This is a genomic window from Chryseobacterium rhizosphaerae (assembly GCF_003385455.1).
In the GTDB taxonomy this organism is placed as follows: domain Bacteria; phylum Bacteroidota; class Bacteroidia; order Flavobacteriales; family Weeksellaceae; genus Chryseobacterium; species Chryseobacterium rhizosphaerae.
This window is the reverse complement of record NZ_QNUF01000020.1, coordinates 31,806-50,353: the sequence shown is the minus strand read 5'-3', so window position 1 is coordinate 50,353 and position 18,548 is coordinate 31,806. Positions and strand designations below refer to the sequence as shown.

Annotated in this window: 18 protein-coding genes; 10 read left to right on the top strand and 8 right to left on the bottom strand. The window is 37.6% G+C overall.

All coding sequences use genetic code 11. The annotated features are described in order from the left end of the window. Nucleotides 1–30 precede the first annotated feature (30 nt). Nucleotides 31–2,286: a zinc-dependent metalloprotease gene (locus tag DRF57_RS16050; RefSeq protein ID WP_115919588.1), complete on the top strand. Its 2,256-nt coding sequence runs from the start codon at nt 31–33 to the stop codon at nt 2,284–2,286. Between the two features lie 58 nt (nt 2,287–2,344). Here the strand turns inward: DRF57_RS16050 and DRF57_RS16045 are convergent, their stop codons facing one another. The 8 genes from DRF57_RS16045 to DRF57_RS16010 all read right to left on the bottom strand — a co-directional run bounded on the left by DRF57_RS16045 (nt 2,345) and on the right by DRF57_RS16010 (nt 13,059). Continuing rightward, a complete protein-coding gene (locus DRF57_RS16045; protein ID WP_115919586.1) occupies nt 2,345–3,358 on the bottom strand; it encodes a terpene synthase family protein in 1,014 nt (337 codons plus the stop codon). Between the two features lie 334 nt (nt 3,359–3,692). Next, the gene (locus DRF57_RS16040; protein WP_115919584.1) at nt 3,693–6,419 is read right to left on the bottom strand and encodes a hypothetical protein; all 2,727 of its coding nucleotides are present in this window, start codon (nt 6,417–6,419) and stop codon (nt 3,693–3,695) included. 89 nt (nt 6,420–6,508) lie between these two features. Beyond that, complete coding sequence (locus tag DRF57_RS16035; protein ID WP_115919582.1) at nt 6,509–7,480, bottom strand: hypothetical protein; 972 nt, start codon at nt 7,478–7,480, stop codon at nt 6,509–6,511. Between the two features lie 247 nt (nt 7,481–7,727). Continuing rightward, entirely contained in the window at nt 7,728–8,147 is a 420-nt protein-coding gene (locus tag DRF57_RS16030; protein WP_047491395.1) for a hypothetical protein, read from the bottom strand. A gap of 242 nt (nt 8,148–8,389) precedes the next feature. Beyond that, entirely contained in the window at nt 8,390–9,157 is a 768-nt protein-coding gene (locus DRF57_RS16025) for a hypothetical protein (protein WP_115919642.1), read from the bottom strand. Nucleotides 9,158–9,199: 42 nt separating this feature from the next. Beyond that, nucleotides 9,200–9,931, bottom strand: coding sequence for an MIP/aquaporin family protein (locus DRF57_RS16020; RefSeq protein WP_115919580.1), 732 nt, complete (start codon nt 9,929–9,931; stop codon nt 9,200–9,202). Nucleotides 9,932–9,955: 24 nt separating this feature from the next. Then, nucleotides 9,956–11,452 carry a glycerol kinase GlpK gene (gene glpK, locus DRF57_RS16015; RefSeq protein ID WP_115919578.1) on the bottom strand — a complete coding sequence of 499 codons (1,497 nt, stop codon included), beginning with the start codon at nt 11,450–11,452 and terminating at the stop codon, nt 9,956–9,958. A 14-nt stretch (nt 11,453–11,466) separates the two neighbouring features. Continuing rightward, on the bottom strand, nt 11,467–13,059 hold the full coding sequence (locus DRF57_RS16010; protein ID WP_047491403.1) for a glycerol-3-phosphate dehydrogenase/oxidase: 1,593 nt from the start codon (nt 13,057–13,059) through the stop codon (nt 11,467–11,469). Between the two features lie 116 nt (nt 13,060–13,175). On the opposite strand from DRF57_RS16010, the gene DRF57_RS16005 reads away from it, so the two are divergent. From DRF57_RS16005 to rplP, 9 genes are all read left to right on the top strand, one after another. Further along, nucleotides 13,176–13,937 (top strand): DeoR/GlpR family DNA-binding transcription regulator, encoded by a 762-nt coding sequence (locus tag DRF57_RS16005; RefSeq protein WP_047491406.1) that lies wholly within the window; start codon nt 13,176–13,178, stop codon nt 13,935–13,937. 253 nt (nt 13,938–14,190) lie between these two features. Further along, the gene (gene rplC, locus DRF57_RS16000) at nt 14,191–14,817 is read left to right on the top strand and encodes a 50S ribosomal protein L3 (protein WP_047491409.1); all 627 of its coding nucleotides are present in this window, start codon (nt 14,191–14,193) and stop codon (nt 14,815–14,817) included. Next, nucleotides 14,808–15,437 carry a 50S ribosomal protein L4 gene (gene rplD, locus DRF57_RS15995; RefSeq protein ID WP_047491412.1) on the top strand — a complete coding sequence of 210 codons (630 nt, stop codon included), beginning with the start codon at nt 14,808–14,810 and terminating at the stop codon, nt 15,435–15,437. Before rplC ends, rplD begins: the two co-directional genes overlap by 10 nt. 3 nt (nt 15,438–15,440) lie before the next feature. Beyond that, nucleotides 15,441–15,731, top strand: coding sequence for a 50S ribosomal protein L23 (gene rplW / locus DRF57_RS15990; RefSeq protein ID WP_047491415.1), 291 nt, complete (start codon nt 15,441–15,443; stop codon nt 15,729–15,731). A 22-nt stretch (nt 15,732–15,753) separates the two neighbouring features. Further along, on the top strand, nt 15,754–16,575 hold the full coding sequence (gene rplB / locus DRF57_RS15985; RefSeq protein ID WP_047491418.1) for a 50S ribosomal protein L2: 822 nt from the start codon (nt 15,754–15,756) through the stop codon (nt 16,573–16,575). A 2-nt stretch (nt 16,576–16,577) separates the two neighbouring features. Continuing rightward, nucleotides 16,578–16,856 (top strand): 30S ribosomal protein S19, encoded by a 279-nt coding sequence (gene rpsS / locus DRF57_RS15980; RefSeq protein WP_002983209.1) that lies wholly within the window; start codon nt 16,578–16,580, stop codon nt 16,854–16,856. 2 nt (nt 16,857–16,858) lie between these two features. Beyond that, nucleotides 16,859–17,257, top strand: a complete 399-nt coding sequence (gene rplV, locus DRF57_RS15975; protein WP_047491422.1) for a 50S ribosomal protein L22 — start codon at nt 16,859–16,861, stop codon at nt 17,255–17,257. 7 nt (nt 17,258–17,264) lie between these two features. Then, on the top strand, nt 17,265–18,017 hold the full coding sequence (gene rpsC, locus DRF57_RS15970) for a 30S ribosomal protein S3 (protein WP_047491426.1): 753 nt from the start codon (nt 17,265–17,267) through the stop codon (nt 18,015–18,017). Between the two features lie 98 nt (nt 18,018–18,115). After that, nucleotides 18,116–18,541: a 50S ribosomal protein L16 gene (gene rplP / locus DRF57_RS15965; protein ID WP_047491432.1), complete on the top strand. Its 426-nt coding sequence runs from the start codon at nt 18,116–18,118 to the stop codon at nt 18,539–18,541. Nucleotides 18,542–18,548: the final 7 nt, after the last annotated feature.

Sequence of the window (18,548 nt, the reverse complement as noted above, 5' to 3'; positions counted from 1 at the left end):
AAGACATCATTTTTATACAAACATATTTATATGAATTTAAAATTATCATGTTTACCATTTGTGTTTTTATCAACAATAGTAAGCGCCCAATGGAGTCAGAATGTACCTAAAGAAAAAATTGTAAAGAAAAGTGATAATTCGATTTATTATAGACTCGATATTGATCAGATCAGAACTCAGTTACTGAGGACCTCAAAAATCGGGGAAGGTTCTGCTATTAGTGTGAATATTCCTACATTATCCGGAAAGACGGAAAGATTTGCGGTCAGTAGTTTTCCGGTTATGGATGAAGCATTGGCAAAACAGTATGAACTCGGATCTTATGTGGGGGTGGGTATTGATGATCCTTCCAAGTATATCAGATTCAGTGTTGGCCCCAATGATTTCCAGTCCATGATCATTGGAAATGATGGAAAGTATGAGTTTATTGAGCCCGCTACTGCAGATAAATCTTTTTATTCTGTCCACGGGAAAACCAACAGGAACGGGCATGCATTTGTTTGTAATACCACTGAAAAAAAAGAGGCTGTAGACCAAATGAAGGAGATGCAGACGTACTCTGATAAAACAGCATTTGCCAGGAGAAGTGGAAATCAGAAATTCAGAACACTAAGACTGGCACTCTCTACCACAGGAGAGTACACTCAGTTTTTTGGAGGGCTTTCCGGAGCCATGACGCAAATCAATGCTACATTAACAAGGGTGAACGGAGTTTTTGAGCAGGAGTTTAATGTACATGTAAACCTCATTAATAATACACAAACCCTATTTACTGATCCAAATACTGACCCTTACAGTACCGTTACGGATCTTACCTCACCGCCGTCATCATGGAATATAGAGCTGATGGATACTTTACATGGAGGAGTATACGGAGTTACAGATGCCGATTTTGATATAGGCCACTTGTTTGGAGCCTCCGGAGGAGGAGGAAACGCAGGTTGTATAGGCTGTGTATGCAATAACAGTTTAAATGTAGGGGGTAATGCCAATAACAGCTACAAGGGATCCGGTATTACATCGCCGGGTGTAAACTGGTATCCGAACGGAACCTGGGATTTTAACAGCACAACTCAGCTGCCTCCTAGCGGAGATAGTTTTGATATTGATTTTGTAGCCCATGAAATAGGGCACCAACTGGGAAACAACCATACGTATAGTAACAGAGAGGGAACTGGTGTAGAGGTAGAACCTGGATCAGGGTCAACAATCATGGGGTACGCAGGAATTACAGGAGCTTCAACAGATGTGCAGAAGCACTCCGATCTGTTTTTTCATTCTGTAAGTATTGATCAGGTACAGGATAATTTTCTGACTGGTGCCAGAGTGAACTGTGGTACCATAACTACCATTATCAACCGCCCTCCGGTAGTTACAGAAATGCCGGTAACTTATACCATCCCGATGAATACTGCATTTGCACTCACCGCAGAGGCAACAGATCCGGATGGGGATGTATTAACTTATTCCTGGGAACAGGTAGATCCAAGTTATTTATATAACGGCATTAATAAGTTTTACATTGGACGAACTACCTCAGGGGCCAACTTCAGATCATGGCCACCAACATTAAGTCCTACCAGATATTTCCCTAAGCTTTCTACCGTATTAAATGGAGAGGTGAAGAATGCTGATGATTTTGAAGCAGCAAGTACGGTAGCAAGAACAACTCATTTCCGTGTAACCGTGAGAGATAATAAACCGGGGCAGGGGCAAAGCGCTCATACTACACAAACCATTGTAGTAGGCTCTGCAGAAGCCTTCAAAGTGGATACAGCATCTCTTACTCCTGATACCAGTTCAGAAATTAAATGGACGGTTTCCGGAACTACAGCCGCACCTTATAATGTGGCTGATGTAAAAATTGATTATACTGATGATAGCGGTGCAACATGGAATGATCTAGCAGCATCAGTACCTAACAGTGGAACAGCAAATGTTTTCATTCCTGCCTCTTTAGCTGGAAAGACGATTCATGTAAGAGTTTCAGCAATCGGAAATGTATTCTATGCAGTAAAAAAAATGACAGCAGGTACATTGGCCGTTTCGGAAACAGGAAAAATAAAATCGGTTCAGGTTTATCCGAATCCTGTGGACAATGTTTTGAATGTGAAAAATGTATCTCCAAAATCATCCTATGAAATTTTCAATGCTCCAGGGCAATTGATTTCAAAAGGCATAATTGGTGAAGGTCAAATAAATGTAAGCAGCTTCGTAAAAGGAATCTACTTCATGACCATAAATGATAATGGAAAAAATATCAAAGCCAAGTTTATTAAAAAATAAATATGAAGAATGGCTGAAGAAGCAGGAGCAAAAAAAGGAATCATTCAGATTCCTTTTTTTATTGTTTGCTGTTAAATTCACCCTCTACATATCCTCCATTTACATAGCGGGATGTATCATTCGTGTGCCAAGCATATACGCCGGCTACCATAATACCGAGATCCTGTACATAATTGCGGGTCATTTCCTGCCATTGACCAAAAGAAGGTAAATGCTCCTGTAATACGAGAAATTCTTTTAAATAATTATCATGCACTTCCAGAGCCATCATATAGGCTTCTTTTATTGAAGTTTTATGCTCTTGCTGTAATACTTTCACCAGATTCATGGTGTCCTCTTCTCTATGGAGTTCCTTTGGTAAAGAAATAATATCATTATGTATTCCGATCATCAGAGCACAAATAGTATGAAGGCGTTGAATATGTAAATGCTCCAGTATGCTGTCAGGTAGCTGTCGATAATCTTTTTGCATAGCTACATATTGACAAAAAGGTTTTGCCCCACTTGTAGCCTCACGAATCAATAGGTAAACGGGAAGAGGGGGGATTGTGTTTGATCTGTAATATACTCTTTCGTCTGCATACCCAATAAGTACTTCATGTAAAGATTTTAGGAATTTTTTATATAATCGTTCTGGCATTTCACATGCAATGGCGCTCTGTCTTAATATCCAGAATCGATGAAATATATCATTGTTAGCTGGTTCATCCGGATCATCATCAGTAAGCAAAGTCATAATGTGAGTTGCTATATCTTTCATTTCATCATATGAACAACGATCAAAATAATCATCCATCATAGCCCCATCAGCAGCATAAATAGCTAATGGTCTCAATTCTGCCAGATTCTTTAAAAAAGGGCAACCGCGTGCTGCAATATCAGTCAAGTTATGCTGTTTGTGTTTTTCACGGGCTTCTTTACTGTGGAAAATATACTCCCTGTCAATCCAATCATAATATTCTTCCCTCTGAAGTTGAAAATCATGGTGAATAGAATTTGGGAAGGGATACTTGGGCTTGGGTAACCGTTGTAATCCGGCGTAAAATTCCTCGTCTGAGATTGTCGTTTTCATGTTGTGTTGATTTTTTTGGTTAATGGTTTTTAGTTTTACTCTATCATTAAGTCATAATGATAGAGCAAAAGTAGTAAATAATTGATTATGATGTGGTTGTGTGTTGTATAATTGTGTTGATGATTCTTGATTTTGAATATGTAAGGGTAAAAAGCCATACTATAAAAGCTTCTTAGGGTCATTGCAGAAGAGGAAGTAAAGAGTAAAGATAGGGAGTCTGCTTCATGACCATAAACGATAATGGAAAAATATCAAAACCAAGTTTATTAAGAAATAACATAAGATCTAAAATAAAAAACCTCTGATGATTCAGAGGTTTTTTTATGTAGTGATGTTATCTCATAAAGTAACTGAAATAAGAACAGCTTCCGATCAGTGCTTTTGAGGTTTCAGTATCTGAGTACTGTGTTTTCAATTGTGCAAAATAGGTTCTGTATTTCTGATTTCTCAGATTGTCCAGTTCCTTTTGGTGAGCATCAGATTTTTCAGACCACTTAGGGTCAGAATAATCATAATCCATCTGGTTTTTTGCTTCATATTGATAGTATTTCCCTTGTTCAGCACTAGCCATCTGGAAAAGAACTCTTGCTTTTTCTTCCTTATTATTGGAAAGCTTCAGGGCTTTTTGATAATAATTAATTGCCAGGTCAAAATTGTCAGGCTCAATATAGGAAGTGTCCAGGAAGTTTTTGTAATAATATTTATAAGGGTTCTTTCTGTCGGTATTCCAGAAGTTATACTTTCCACCATTACTATTGTCGACATCCATGACGAACAACTCTCTGTAATATCCTAAAATAGAGGTGTTGTACAGTAAATTTCCGATAAGCTGGTTGGCTTTGGCAGCTTTTTCATCAGCACCATTTCCAATCTTTTTAAGCTGGATCAAAACATCAGCAAGTTCAAGTTTATTCATACTGCTTTTGATGAAAGGGAAATCAGTGTAGTTTTCAGCTTTCATACTTTCAGCCTCAGAACTCTGGAAGCTTTCCCAAACATTATGACCAAACACAAGATTTGAAATATTATCAAAACCGTTATACTCAGTAGGTGTATATTGTTTTGCAGTGATGGTTTGACCGCTTTTTTCTGACCAGTCGTAATTGACTCTTGGGATTCCGGCAAATTTCTGCGCTTTTTCATAATGGGATTTAGCCTTTTCAAAATTGGTAAGCCTCATGGCTCTGTCTCCATAAATGGTATTGAAAAATGCATCAATATTACCTACACTGTCCATATTTTTGGCAATAACCTGCTGCTCAAACTGTGTTTTATTTGACTTTCTGTAGAAGTCCTCCACACTTTTTACCAGACTTGAGTTCGGGTTATACTGAAGGTCAGAAAGTTTATTATTCATCAGGAATGATTTTCCATCCTCACCCTGAAGGAAGTAGCGGTTAGCCAAGACATCTTTAAGGAAGTCTGCAGTAGATGGTGCTTCCCCATAATAATCGAAATTATCTGTGGTGGCAGTGTCTTTTTTTACAGGTTTTTCCACAAAGTATTCAGGATAATCTTTCATTAAATGATCCTCGTATGCTGCATCTATTTTAGGCTGAGATACAATATCATTCAGCACTTTCATTCTCTTGATCTCCTCCTGGTACTCAGGATTGGTGGTTTTGATGTCATTAAGAATTTCAGAACTTGCTTTATAGTCTTTTTTCAAAAACTTAAGGTAAGCATTGGCAATCTGCCAGTATTCATCCTTAGATTTCTCCCTTGTTTTATCAGTGAATTTTTCCAGAGCATCAAGGAAGTCCTGTGTTTTCTGATCATAATAATACCCTGTTCGGGTATAGAAAGGTATCCTGTCCGGATTACTGAAGAGCTCATCATCACTTTGATCAGCTTTAGCTTCATCACCGGTTTTTTCAGACTTAGAACCTCCGAAAAGGTTTTTAAAGAACCTTACAATCTTTTGCCAGAAAGAAAGCTTTTCCTCTTTTACCACTGTGGTAGTGTTGTCCGCTACATTATCATTTGAAGCTTTGGTATCCGTTTTTCCTCTTTGTACAGAAACTCTCCCGGAAGCAGCATCAGTATAATAATAAGTGGGAAGATAACTTCTTTCCAGTTCATTGATACTTCTTACGGCCATTACTTTCAGAATTTCAGAGTCAGGATTAATATCATACATTTTTTCCATAACCGGAATAGGATTGTTGAAATCCTCATAGCCTAAAAGGAAATAAGCCATGTTTTTTTCCTCATTGGTATTAGCCCTTTTCATAATATTGCTGAAAGAAGCCGTATCCGAAAGTTTCATAGATACAAAAGAAGATTCTTTACGGTCTTTAGTGTTCATGAATACCTGGAAGAAGTTCCAGTTGGCATCACTGTTCATCTCCAGTCCCCTTTGAGCACCTGCCATTTGATCCAGTGCCATAAAATAAACAGCACCTTTTAGCTTGATTGGCTCTATATAGGTTTTAAATGCCTGCAGTGAAGCATCATAATTTCTTGTATAATGATTGAGACGTACCAGCTGGTATCCATAGCGCTGTTTAATCTCCGGATTTCTGGCAGCATTGTATAAAGAAGTTAAAGCAGCAATGGTTTTGTCATAATCAAGAGCCGTCGCATTCTTAGTGTTGGCATTTCTGTCATAGTAAAATGAATTTTCACTTTCAATATAATTGATGCTCATATAAGGTTCCAGATATTTAGCCTCAATTAAATAATCTATTCCCTCGCGGTACTTCTGGTAAAATCCTGAACCCAGCTTTTGGAGAAGAGGGTTGGAAGGATTTCCGTTTTTAAGACTATTGAGGTCGTTCATACTGATCTTATAAACCAGATCATAAGCTTCAGCATGATTAAGCTGGTTGCCGAAATACTTCTTCCATGTTTCCAGATTGTCATCAGGAATCAACGAGGTTTTATAACCCGTGTAGAATCTGCTGGAATAATTGTGCAGAAAAGGAAGGTAAGATTTATCTTTAATGATACTCTGGGTAAAAAGATTGAAGTATTCGTAGTCAGGATCCGACCAGGCGCAGGCATCAGATTTCGTATAGAAAAGAGAGGCCACTGCAAGTGAAAGAATATACTTTTTCATATGTAGAGTGGTGTTTTTAATTTTTTATAATGATTCATAATATAAATCCGTGCAGGTAGTAATACTCTGCCTTCATCTGTGATGATGATTTAAAATTTTCGATCTAACACAAATTTACTATCTAATTGATAATAAATAATATTAAAATGAGGTATTTTTTTCTCAAGAAAGCGGATGACATCTTCAAGCTGCTCACCTGAAATTTCCTCTACCTTTATTTTAAAACCTTTATTCAGATAGCTTCCAAAGTAAAAACCGTCTTTCAAAACTTCAGCCTCATTTTCAGAGATCTTTTTAAAATGCTCATTTTGCAGATCCTTTGTAGATAATGCATTAATAAGCTTATGCTTTTCCAGATGGTTGGTAACAATTCCCCATGAGTAGATAGGGAGTGCTACTTCAATAGTTTTGATGGGATACTCTTCAATTCTGGAAAGATAACTTTTTAATGTAGCCACATCCAGAATGGAGTTTTTATCAGATTTCTCTAATGGGGAAGAAGTGGAGTAGCACATCAGATATACCTTTTCTACCGGCGGAATTCCGGTCTGCTTTTTATCTTTAACCTGATGAAGACGTAGAGTACAGGTGATGTTTTTTCCGGAAACCCTTTTCAGTTCCTTTAGAAATTTAAAATAATCATTACGTGTACCAGCTGTCCAGTCGCAGTCGATCTGAATTTCATTGTTGATTTTTAAATGATACTCTTCTGTTTTCTTCAATATTAAATGATGAATGCTTTCTGCCAGGAATTTTATCTCCTCCGAAGAAATGTTCAGTAAAGTCTGGTTCGTGATAAAAACAGTAGGTACCACCTGCTTATCGGTCTGAAAACTCTGGTCTTTGGTGATGACAGCCACAGGCTGAAACTTTCCCCCTATTTTATCAACATCAAAAAAGCGGGTATATAAATAAGGAACAGAAGCCTGTGCCAATACTTTTTTCTCCTCCTGATTCAGTTTCAAATTGGTTTTCCAATAATAGAACGTGTAGGGATGGTTTTCATTTTTACTGCAGGAAACAATAAAAAATAAAACCCATAAAATATTTAGGATTTTCATACCGTGGTGTGCATAATTGATTCTTCAAAAGTAAAGATATTTATAGAAACCATACACCGTAAAATCCCGGTGATTCCTTATTCCTGACAAATTACATGATCTCAAACTCTCAACAAATCCCAACAATTCTTATAACCATTCCTCTCCACCAGAGAGGTGGCAAAAATTCAAAGAATTTTTAATGGGTGGCCTTTTTCTTTCCATTAAACAAAAAGCCACTCCAAAGGAGTGGCGCTATATTATCTTATTATTCATACAGTCCACTTTCACAGGTACAGGTTTCTTTATCCATACTCTCACTGGAAGAGCAACAGCCTTCAAGATTCTGAATATTTCCCTTTTCATCGGTCATAAAGATTTTATTTTTATCAAATTTCACAAAGAAAGTCTCATCGAATTTTTTGAAATGTACTTTCATTACTTTGTTTGCTCCGTATTTGCCTGCATTTATTTCTTCTGTAGTTTCTTTTCCGTTAGCCTGATTTACCTGAACATATCCAAAAAAGACATCACCGTTTTTTTTCACATCCAAATAATAATGAGGAGTACCGGTACCACTGTAGCCCTCCATAATATCAAAACTTCTATGTCCCGTAAAAGGAACTTTTACCTGTGCAAAAGACAAAATACTGATACACAAAATCATGATACTGAAAAATTTTTTCATAGTTCTTTTTTCTTCAAAAGTAAAAATTTTTACTTAAAAGATAAACCGTGAAATCCCGGTGATTGGATATAAGACCGTTATTAATCCCAGACATAACATTCGTATAACCATTCCCCGCCAGTGGAGGGGTGTCAAATCAAAGATTTGACGGGGTGGTTTAATTTGACAGTTGGTCATCATCATCCATAACAAAAAAATCACTCCAAAGGAGTGATTTTATAGTATTGTGGTAGATATTCGGGTTAAAAAACAGTCGCAGCAAGTTGAATCCTTGCAAACTTATTAGAGGGATTCCACATGGCCATCATATAAACAGGAAGACTGTAATGGTCAGTAATCTTAACAACCTTACCTGCTTTTACACCTATATTAACGATGTCAAAACTGTTTTTGCCATTTCCATACAGGAACGTTTTATCATTAAGAGCAAAGCCGGCGCCTACAAATGCATCCAGATTCACTTTCTGACCCTTTATTACGGGGTAACTTGCCTGAACATAAGTAGAATATTTATTCTTTTTATAACTTCCGTCCGGCTCAAGAACAACCTCTCCTGCATTGGCGCCTCCATAAAGCATAATATCTGCTTCAATATTAATAGGGAATGAAGGCCCGAACGTATAGTTGGTTCTTAAGTCAATAATATGTGCCGTTCTTCTTTGTGAATAGCTGAAGATGTCATCTGCAGCTACCGCAGTATTAATGTTTCTGGAATTATAAAGATCCCAAAGTCCGATATAAAAACGTCCGTCAGAATATTGAACATAATAATTGATTTCTTTATAATGGGTATTGTCTTTATCATCTGCTAAAGCGGATGCTCCCCAGATTCCTATTTTCCATTTTTTTTCCGCATCCAGGGCATAGGATAGATTTCCCATTACAACAGGCTTATCAGTAATGATTAAACCTCTCCATAAATGATTATTCTGAATGTTGGCCGTGAAATCAAGTCTGTTTTCCCTAGTCTCAGTAGTTTCCTGAGAAAATAACCTTCCGCTGCCTAGCATGAGCAGGAAGATTCCTTTTAAAATTCTCATCATCTGTATTTTTTAAGTTAAGAGTCCATATAAAACAGCGGCAAGCACAGCTCCTATCACAGGTCCCGCTACCGGTATCCATGCATATCCCCAATCACTGCTCCCTTTTACAGGTAAAATAGCATGCATGATTCTTGGAGCCAGATCCCTTGCCGGATTAATTGCATAGCCTGTAGTTCCGCCCAGAGACAAACCTATTGCCCAGACAAGGAACGTAACAGGAAAAGCTCCTACAGAACCTAATCCTACTTTTGCTGTAGGGTCAATATCGATCGAAATACTCGGATCCGAAAAGTGGAAGATGACAAATACCAGTACAAACGTTCCTATAATCTCACTGATAAGATTAGAAGAAGTCTTTCTGATGGCTGGTCCTGTACTGAAACAGGCAAGCATTCCTGGTTCATCTTCTGTTATAGCAAAATGATCCTTATGGAATAGCCAAACCAGAAAGGCACCAAGCATTCCTCCTATCATTTGGGCGGCTATATAAGTTGGAACCAAATCCCAGGAAAATTTTCCTGCGGTAGCAAGACCAATGGTGACTGCCGGGTTTAGGTGGGCACCGCTTACAGGTCCGGCTACAGTGACGCCGATGAAGACGGCTAATGCCCAAGCTGTTGTAATTACAATCCAGCCGGAATTATTTCCTTTAGTTCCTTTTAAGACAACATTGGCGACAACGCCGTTGCCTAAGAGTATAAGAAGCATTGTTCCTATTAATTCTGCGATAAATGGTGTCATATGTGTATTTTTAAGGTCAACGGGTTAATCTTCTATCCAGTTTTGCGAGCGCGATACAGCCTTCTTCCACAGGTGGATCATTTTATCAACACTTTCTTTATCCAGCTGAGGATGGAAATCTTTGTCTACGATCCATTGAGACTGTATTTCATCAATATCTTTCCAGTATCCTACCGCAAGACCTGCCAGATAAGCTGCTCCTAATGCAGTGGTTTCAAGTGTCTGAGGTCTTGTGATTTTAAAACCAAACAGATCAGACTGTATCTGCATCAAAAGATCACTTGCCGAAGCTCCTCCATCTACTCTTAGCTCAAGACTGGCTCTTCCGGAATCTGCTTCCATAGATTTTACAATATCATAAACCTGGAATGCAATACCTTCCAATGTTGCTCTGGCAATATGTCCGTCAGTTGTTCCACGGGTGATGCCTGCAATAGTTCCCCGTGCATACTGATCCCAGTGTGGAGCTCCTAATCCGGTAAGGGCAGGAACGAAATATACACCACCATTGTCCGGAACAGATGCTGCCAGCTCATTCACTTCTTCAGATGAACGAATAATTTTAAGACCGTCTCTCAGCCATTGGATTGCAGCACCTCCTACAAATACACTTCCTTCCAGTGCATAGTTTACTTCTCCATTGATTTTCCAGGCTACGGTGGTAAGCAGGTTGTTTTTAGAAGAAACAGCTTCTTTTCCTGTATTCATTAATAAAAAGCAGCCGGTTCCGTATGTGTTTTTTACCATTCCCGGAGTGATGCACATTTGCCCGAATAGAGCTGCCTGCTGGTCACCTGCAATACCTGCAATAGGAATTTTAGTGGAAAATAAAGTAGTTGCAGTTTCTCCATATATTTCACTGCTCTGCTTTACTTCGGGAAGAATGGCCCTAGGAATATTGAATAATTCTAACAAATCATTATCCCATTCTAGTGTATGGATATTCAGTAGCATTGTTCTGCTGGCATTGGATACGTCAGTGATAAACATTTTACCACGGGTAAGCTTCCATACCAGCCATGTGTCTACTGTTCCAAAACATAGTTCTCTTGCTTCTGCTTTAGCTCTGGCACCCTCTACATTATCAAGGATCCATTTTAGTTTTGTTGCAGAAAAGTAAGCGTCTAATACAAGGCCGGTTTTTTCTTTAATAACTTCAGCGTGACCCTGCTCTTTTAGCTCATCACAATATTTAGACGTTCTTCGGTCTTGCCATACAATGGCATTGTAAATAGGCTCACCGGTTTCTTTGTCCCATACAATGGTTGTTTCCCGTTGATTGGTAATACCGATAGCGGCAACTTCCAGTCCGGAGATACCTGCTTTCGCTATAGTTTCTGCTGCTACGGAGATTTGTGATGACCAGATTTCATTCGGATCATGCTCTACCCAACCCGGTGTCGGGAATATTTGTCTGAAATCTTTCTGTGCTACATATTTAATTTCTCCACTGTGGTTGAATAAGATCGCTCTGGAGGAAGTTGTCCCCTGGTCTAAAGCGAGAATTAATTTTTCATTCATAAAAGTGTACTAGATTAAGGTTGGACTTTAGGTGAATAAGGCGTTAATAAATATCCTCTTGCTAAATCAATAAATTCATTTTCGTGTTGCTGCGTCCATTCTTCAGAATATCCTTTTTCCTCAGCAATTATTTTTGCAACAGTGTGAGCACTGTCTATAGCTGCTCTGGCATCTAAGAATAATAAACGGACTCTTCTTGATAAGATATCCTCAATGGTTTCTGCCATCTCATTTCTTATAGCCCATACAATTTCTGCAATGGTAAAAGGATGATCCGGATGAAGTTTCTGGGAATAACGCGGGTTGCTTTCCTGTAAGGCTTTTATAGCAGGAATATCAGAACCGTAAACATACAGATGATTGCTTCTGTCTACCTGCTCCGGTTTTACATTACCATGAATGGAAAGATGTTCTGTTTTGGAGGCGGTATTTCCTAATCTGTGAACTTTCATCGCTTCATCTACAGTATCTTCAGCCATTTTACGATAGGTTGTCCATTTTCCACCGATAATGGAAATTAACCCTGTTTCAGAAGCAATAACTTTATGACTTCTGGAAACCTCTTTTGTACTTTTGCTTCCATCTTTGGGAGCGGCCAGAGGGCGTAATCCTGCGAATACAGATTTTACATCTTCGCGGGTAGGTTTCTTAGCTAAATACTGTCTTGCTGTATTTAAAACAAAGTTGATCTCTTCTTCAAGAGCACGGGGTTCAAAACTTTCATCCTTTAGAAGGGTATCCGTAGTTCCTACCAAAGCTCTGTCGTGCCAAGGAACAACAAATAGAACCCTTCCGTCTGATGTTTTTGGAATCATGATCGCATCATCACTTTTCAGGAATGATTTATCAAGCACCAAATGGATTCCCTGGCTTGGAACAACAAGTTTACCATGCTTAGGGTTATTCATATTAAGGATGTCATTGGTAAATACACCTGTAGCATTAATGACTACCTTGGCATGAATCTGATATTGCTGCTTGGACAGCTGATCTTCTGCAACAACACCAATTACTTTATCAGCATCATCTTTCAGAAGATTGATCACCTTTACATAATTGACTGCGGTTCCTCCTTTCTCGATAATGGTTTGAGTTAAATTCACAGCAAGTCTGGCATCGTCAAACTGTCCGTCCTGGTAAACAACACCACTCATCAAGTGATTTTGTTCAATAGTTGGAAGTTTTTCTACAGTCTTTGATTTGCTGATGTATCTTGTTTTTCCCAAGCTCAGCTTTCCTGCAAGGAAATCATAAATGGATAAACCTATTTTATAATAGATTCCTCCCCACCAAGTATAATTAGGAATAATAAAAGATTGATTTTTTACGATATGAGCTGCGTTTTTAGCAAGCAGACCTCTTTCTTTTAATGCTTCTTTTACCAATCCTACGTCTCCCTGGGCAAGATATCTTACTCCACCATGTACTAATTTTGTACTTCTGCTGGATGTTGCTTTTGCAAAATCGTGAGATTCAAGCAATAAGGTTTTAAAACCTCTGCTTACTGCGTCTAGTGCCGAACCTAAACCACTGGCTCCTCCTCCTATGACTATAAAGTCCCATTCCTTTACATTGGTTAATTTACTGAGTTCTTCGTTTCGTTTCATAAATGTTTCGTTTATGTTTCGTTTTCAAATATATAAATTAAAAATGAAAGCAAAAAGAAAATAAATGAAATTTTAGAGTACGAAAAAAAAACGCTAATTTTGATGAAACGAATAAAATGGAGAAGCTAATCCCAAGGCATGATGAAATATTAAAAGAGCTGGATGAAAAAGGCCATGTTCTTGTGCAAGATTTATGTGAAAAACTGAATGTTTCTTCGGTTACGATCCGAAAGGATCTGAACCATCTTGAAAGTTTAGGGCTGCTTTTCCGTAATCATGGAGGGGCAAGTAAGCAGGTAAGATATGCTTATGAGAAAAATGTAGGGGAGAAGGAGAATATTAATGTAGAAGCAAAACAAGCGATTGCAAAAGCGGCATTAGCACTGATTCAGGAGAACGACTGTATTATATTAGCTTCCGGAACAACAATGCATTATCTTGCCCGGATGCTGGTGAACTTTGGACCGCTTACCGTATTGACCTCTTCTTTGAGGGTAGCTATTGAGCTTTGTAATAATCCTAATATTAATATCATTCAGCTGGGAGGAGAAGTCCGTAAGAGTTCCACTTCTATAGTAGGATCTATTTCCGAAGGAATTCTTAAGCAGTTCTCCTGTAATAAACTTTTTCTGGGAGTAGATGGTATTGATCTTGAATTTGGAATCAGTACTTCTAATGCCGCAGAAGCCCATCTTAATCAGGTGATGATTGACTGTGCCGATCAAACGGTGATTCTTGCAGATTCTTCAAAACTCAACAAAAAAGGCTTTGGTAAGATTGCATCATTAGATAAAATAGACTATCTGATTACTGATACAGGTATTTCCGGTGAAGATGAGGCAGGATTGGAAGAAGCAGGTGTGAATGTGATCGTATAAACAGATCTTCTTTCTAATTTCTTTTTTAAAATCAAAATAATTGAGGAGAAAATTTGTTCCGAATTTTCTCAAAAAGTTCTAATTGATTAAAAATCAAAATATTTTACTTAAAAAATTTGTCAGTAATAAAATTATTCATACATTTGCACACTCATTTTAGGGGCGTAGTATGCCTATATCAGAAGTAGAAATTACTTTAGACCTCCTAAAAATGGTGATAAAGAGAAAGATAAATTTTATTATAATATAAACAATGTCAGGTATTATTGGTAAGAAAATCGGTATGACATCTTTGTTTAACGAAGAAGGAAAAAACATTCCTTGTACAGTTATCCAAGCTGGTCCATGCTCGGTTTTACAGGTCAGAACCTTAGAAAAAGACGGTTATAAAGCTGTTCAATTAGGTTTCGATGACAAGAGTGAGAAGAACGTTGGTAAAGCGTTAGCTGGTCATTTTAAAAAGGCTGGTTCTGCTCCTAAAGCTAAATTAGTTGAATTCTACAGAGAATTCGTTGATGAAGTAAAAGTAGGAGAAGAAGTAAAAGTTGATTTATTCATTGAAGGTGAATATGTTGACGTAACAGGTACTTCAAAAGGTAAAGGTTTCCAAGGTGTTGTTAAAAGACACGGATTTGGAGGTGTAATGCAGGCAACTCATGGACAGCACAACAGACTTAGAGCTCCAGGTTCTATCGGTGCAGGTTCAGATCCTTCAAGAGTATTCAAGGGGATGAGAATGGCTGGAAGAATGGGAGGTGAGCAGGTAACTGTTCAAAACCTTCAAGTGTTAAAAGTTGATCAAGAACAAAATCTTTTAGTAGTAAAAGGTGCTGTTCCGGGAGCTAAAAATTCTTATGTAATTATCAGAAAATGGAACTAGTAGTATTAAATACATCAGGAAAAGAGACCGGAAGAAAAGTAACTCTAGACGAAACAGTATTCGGAATTGAGCCAAATCAGCACGCGGTTTACTTAGAAGTTAAACAGTACCTTGCTGCACAAAGACAAGGGACTCATAAATCGAAAGAAAGAAGCGAAATTACTGCTTCTACTAAAAAGCTTAAGAAGCAAAAAGGATCAGGATCTGCTAGATACGGGGATATCAAATCTCCAACTTTCAGAGGTGGAGGTAGAGTATTCGGACCAAAACCAAGAGACTACAGATTCAAATTGAACAAAGCTCTTAAGAGATTAGCTAAGAAATCTGTTTTATCTCAGAAAATGAGAGACAACAGCATCAGAGTTTTGGAAGATATGAGCTTAAGCGCTCCTAGAACTAAAGATTTCATCACAGTATTAAATGCTTTGGCATTAAACGACAAGAAAGCTTTATTCATCCTTCCTGAAGCTAACAAGAATGTGTATTTATCTTCAAGAAACTTACCTAAAGCTAAAGTAATGAACTTCAATGAAGTGAGTTCTTACGATTTAGTAAATGCAGGTGAAGTTGTATTCTTCGAAGGTGCAGTTGAAAAATTCCAGGAAAATCTAAAGAAATAAGTCATGTCTATTATTATTAAACCAGTTATCTCAGAAAAGGCTAATTACCTTACGGATTTAAGAGGTTCTTATTCTTTCTTAGTTAATCCTAAGGCGAATAAAATCCAGATTAAAAAAGCTGTAGAAGCGGCTTACGGTGTAAAAGTAGCAGACGTTAACACAATGATTTATGCTCCGAAGGTTTCTTCGAAATACACTAAAAAAGGTCTTCAAGTAGGAAAGACAAACAAATTGAAAAAAGCGGTAATCAAGCTTGTTGAAGGTGAGGTTATCGATATTTTTGCTGTAAATTAATTATTAATTATAAATAATAGTAATGTCTGTTAGAAAATTAAAACCTATCACCCCGGGACAGAGATTCAGAGTTGTAAACAATTTTGAGGAAATTACTACCAACAAACCAGAGAAGTCTCTAACAGTTGGTATTAAAAAGTCAGGTGGACGTAACCAAACAGGTAAAATGACCATGCGTTACACCGGAGGTGGACACAAAAAGAAATACAGAATTATTGACTTCAAAAGAAACAAAGCAAACGTTGAAGCAACTGTAAAATCTGTAGAATACGATCCAAACAGAACTGCATTTATCGCTTTATTAGAGTATGCTGACGGAGAGAAGAGATATATCATCGCTCCAAACGGTATCAAAGTAGATCAGAAAGTAGTGTCAGGAGAAAGCGTTGAACCAAACGTAGGTAACGCAATGAAATTGAAAAATATTCCATTGGGTACTGTAATTTCTTGTGTTGAAATGAAGCCTGGTCAAGGTGCTATTTTAGCAAGAAGTGCTGGTTCTTCAGCTCAATTAACTTCAAGAGACGGAAAATACGCTATCATTAAATTGCCTTCAGGAGAATCTAGAATGATCCTTACTGAATGTATGGCAATGATTGGTTCAGTTTCCAACTCTGATCACCAATTAACTGTATCAGGTAAGGCTGGTAGAAGCAGATGGTTAGGTAGAAGACCAAGAACAAGACCGGTAGTAATGAACCCTGTAGATCACCCAATGGGAGGTGGTGAAGGACGTTCTTCTGGAGGTCACCCAAGATCTAGAAACGGTATGCCGGCTAAAGGTTACAAAACTAGAAAGAAAAACAAAGTGTCTAACCGTTACATCGTATCTAAAAGAAAATAATTATGGCAAGATCACTTAAGAAAGGACCGTTCATTCATCATACTTTAGATAAGAAGGTTCAGGCAAATATAGAGTCTGGTAAGAAGACAGTTATCAAAACTTGGTCTAGAGCATCGATGATCTCTCCGGACTTCGTAGGACAAACTATCGCTGTACACAATGGGAAATCTTTTATCCCTGTATATGTTACAGAAAACATGGTAGGTCACAAGTTAGGCGAATTTTCTCCAACAAGATCTTTCAGAGGTCATGGTGGTAACAAAAACAAAGGAAGCAGATAATCATGGGATCAAGAAAACAAGATAGCGCAATCGCAAGAAAAGAAGCTAACAAAGACGTTGTAAAAGCTTCATTAAATGACTGCCCATCATCTCCAAGAAAAATGAGATTAGTTGCTGATATCATTAGAGGAGAGCAGGTAGATAAAGCTCTTTATATCCTAAAATATTCTAAAAAAGAAGCCTCTAACAAATTAGAGAAATTACTTCTTTCTGCTATGGCAAACTGGCAGACTAAAAACGAAGGTGCTGATATTGAAGAAGCAAACCTTATCGTTAAAGAAATCTTCGTGGATAGTGCAAGACAATTGAAGAGACTAAGACCAGCTCCACAAGGAAGAGGGTACAGAATCAGAAAAAGATCTAACCACGTTACATTAATCTTAGGTAATAAAGAAAATTAATCAAGGTATGGGACAGAAGACAAATCCAATTGGTAATAGATTAGGTATCATCAGAGGATGGGATTCTAACTGGTTTGGTGGAAACGATTATGGAGACAGAATCGCTGAAGACTACAAAATCAGAAGATACCTTGAAGCTAGATTATCTAAAGGTGGTATTTCAAAAATTTATATTGAAAGAACATTAAAATTAGTTACAGTTACAATTACTACTGCTAGACCGGGACTTATCATCGGTAAAGGAGGTCAGGAAGTTGATAAATTAAAAGAAGAATTGAAGAAACTTACAGGTAAGGATATTCAAATCAACATCTTTGAAATCAAAAGACCTGAACTAGATGCAGTTTTAGTTGCTGATAGTATTTCTAAGCAAATTGAAAACAGAATCTCTTACAGAAGAGCTGTTAAAATGGCAATGGCTAGTACTATGAGAATGGGTGCTGAAGGTATCAAAGTTCAAATCTCTGGAAGATTGAACGGTGCTGAAATGGCAAGAAGCGAATCTTTCAAAGACGGAAGAATTCCATTGTCTACTTTCAGAGCTGATATCGATTATCACTGGGCTGAAGCTCACACTACTTATGGTAGACTAGGTGTAAAAGTTTGGATTATGAAAGGTGAAGTTTATGGTAAAAGAGAACTTTCCCCGTTAGTAGGACAACAGAAGAAAGGTGGTCAGTCAGGAGATAGAAACAGAGGAGGAGACAGAGACAACAGAAGACCTAGAAAAAATAATAACAATAATAACAATAATAATTAAAAATTTTAGATTAGACATTTTGAATTTTAAATTACCGTTACTTTTTTAAAATAAAAAAAATCTAAAATCTAAAATCTAAAATCTAAAATTTAGAAATTATGTTACAACCAAAAAGAACCAAATTCCGTAGAGTTCATAAAATGAAGATGAAGGGGATTGCTCAAAGAGGTAATCAACTTGCTTACGGAACTTTCGGGATTAAAGCTACGGAAGGAGCTTGGATCACAGCTAGACAAATTGAAGCTGCACGTATTGCTGCAACTAGATATATGAAGAGAGAAGGTCAGCTATGGATCAAAATCTTCCCAGATAAGCCAATTACTAAGAAACCAGCCGAAGTAAGGATGGGTAAAGGTAAGGGTGCTGTTGAATATTGGGTGGCTGTAGTAAAACCAGGTAAAATCATGTTCGAAGTAGGAGGTGTTCCTTACGAAGTTGCGAAAGAAGCTCTTAGACTTGCGGCACAGAAATTACCAGTAGTTACTAAATTCATCGTTGCTAACGATTTTGTTAAACCTCTATAATCTTTGA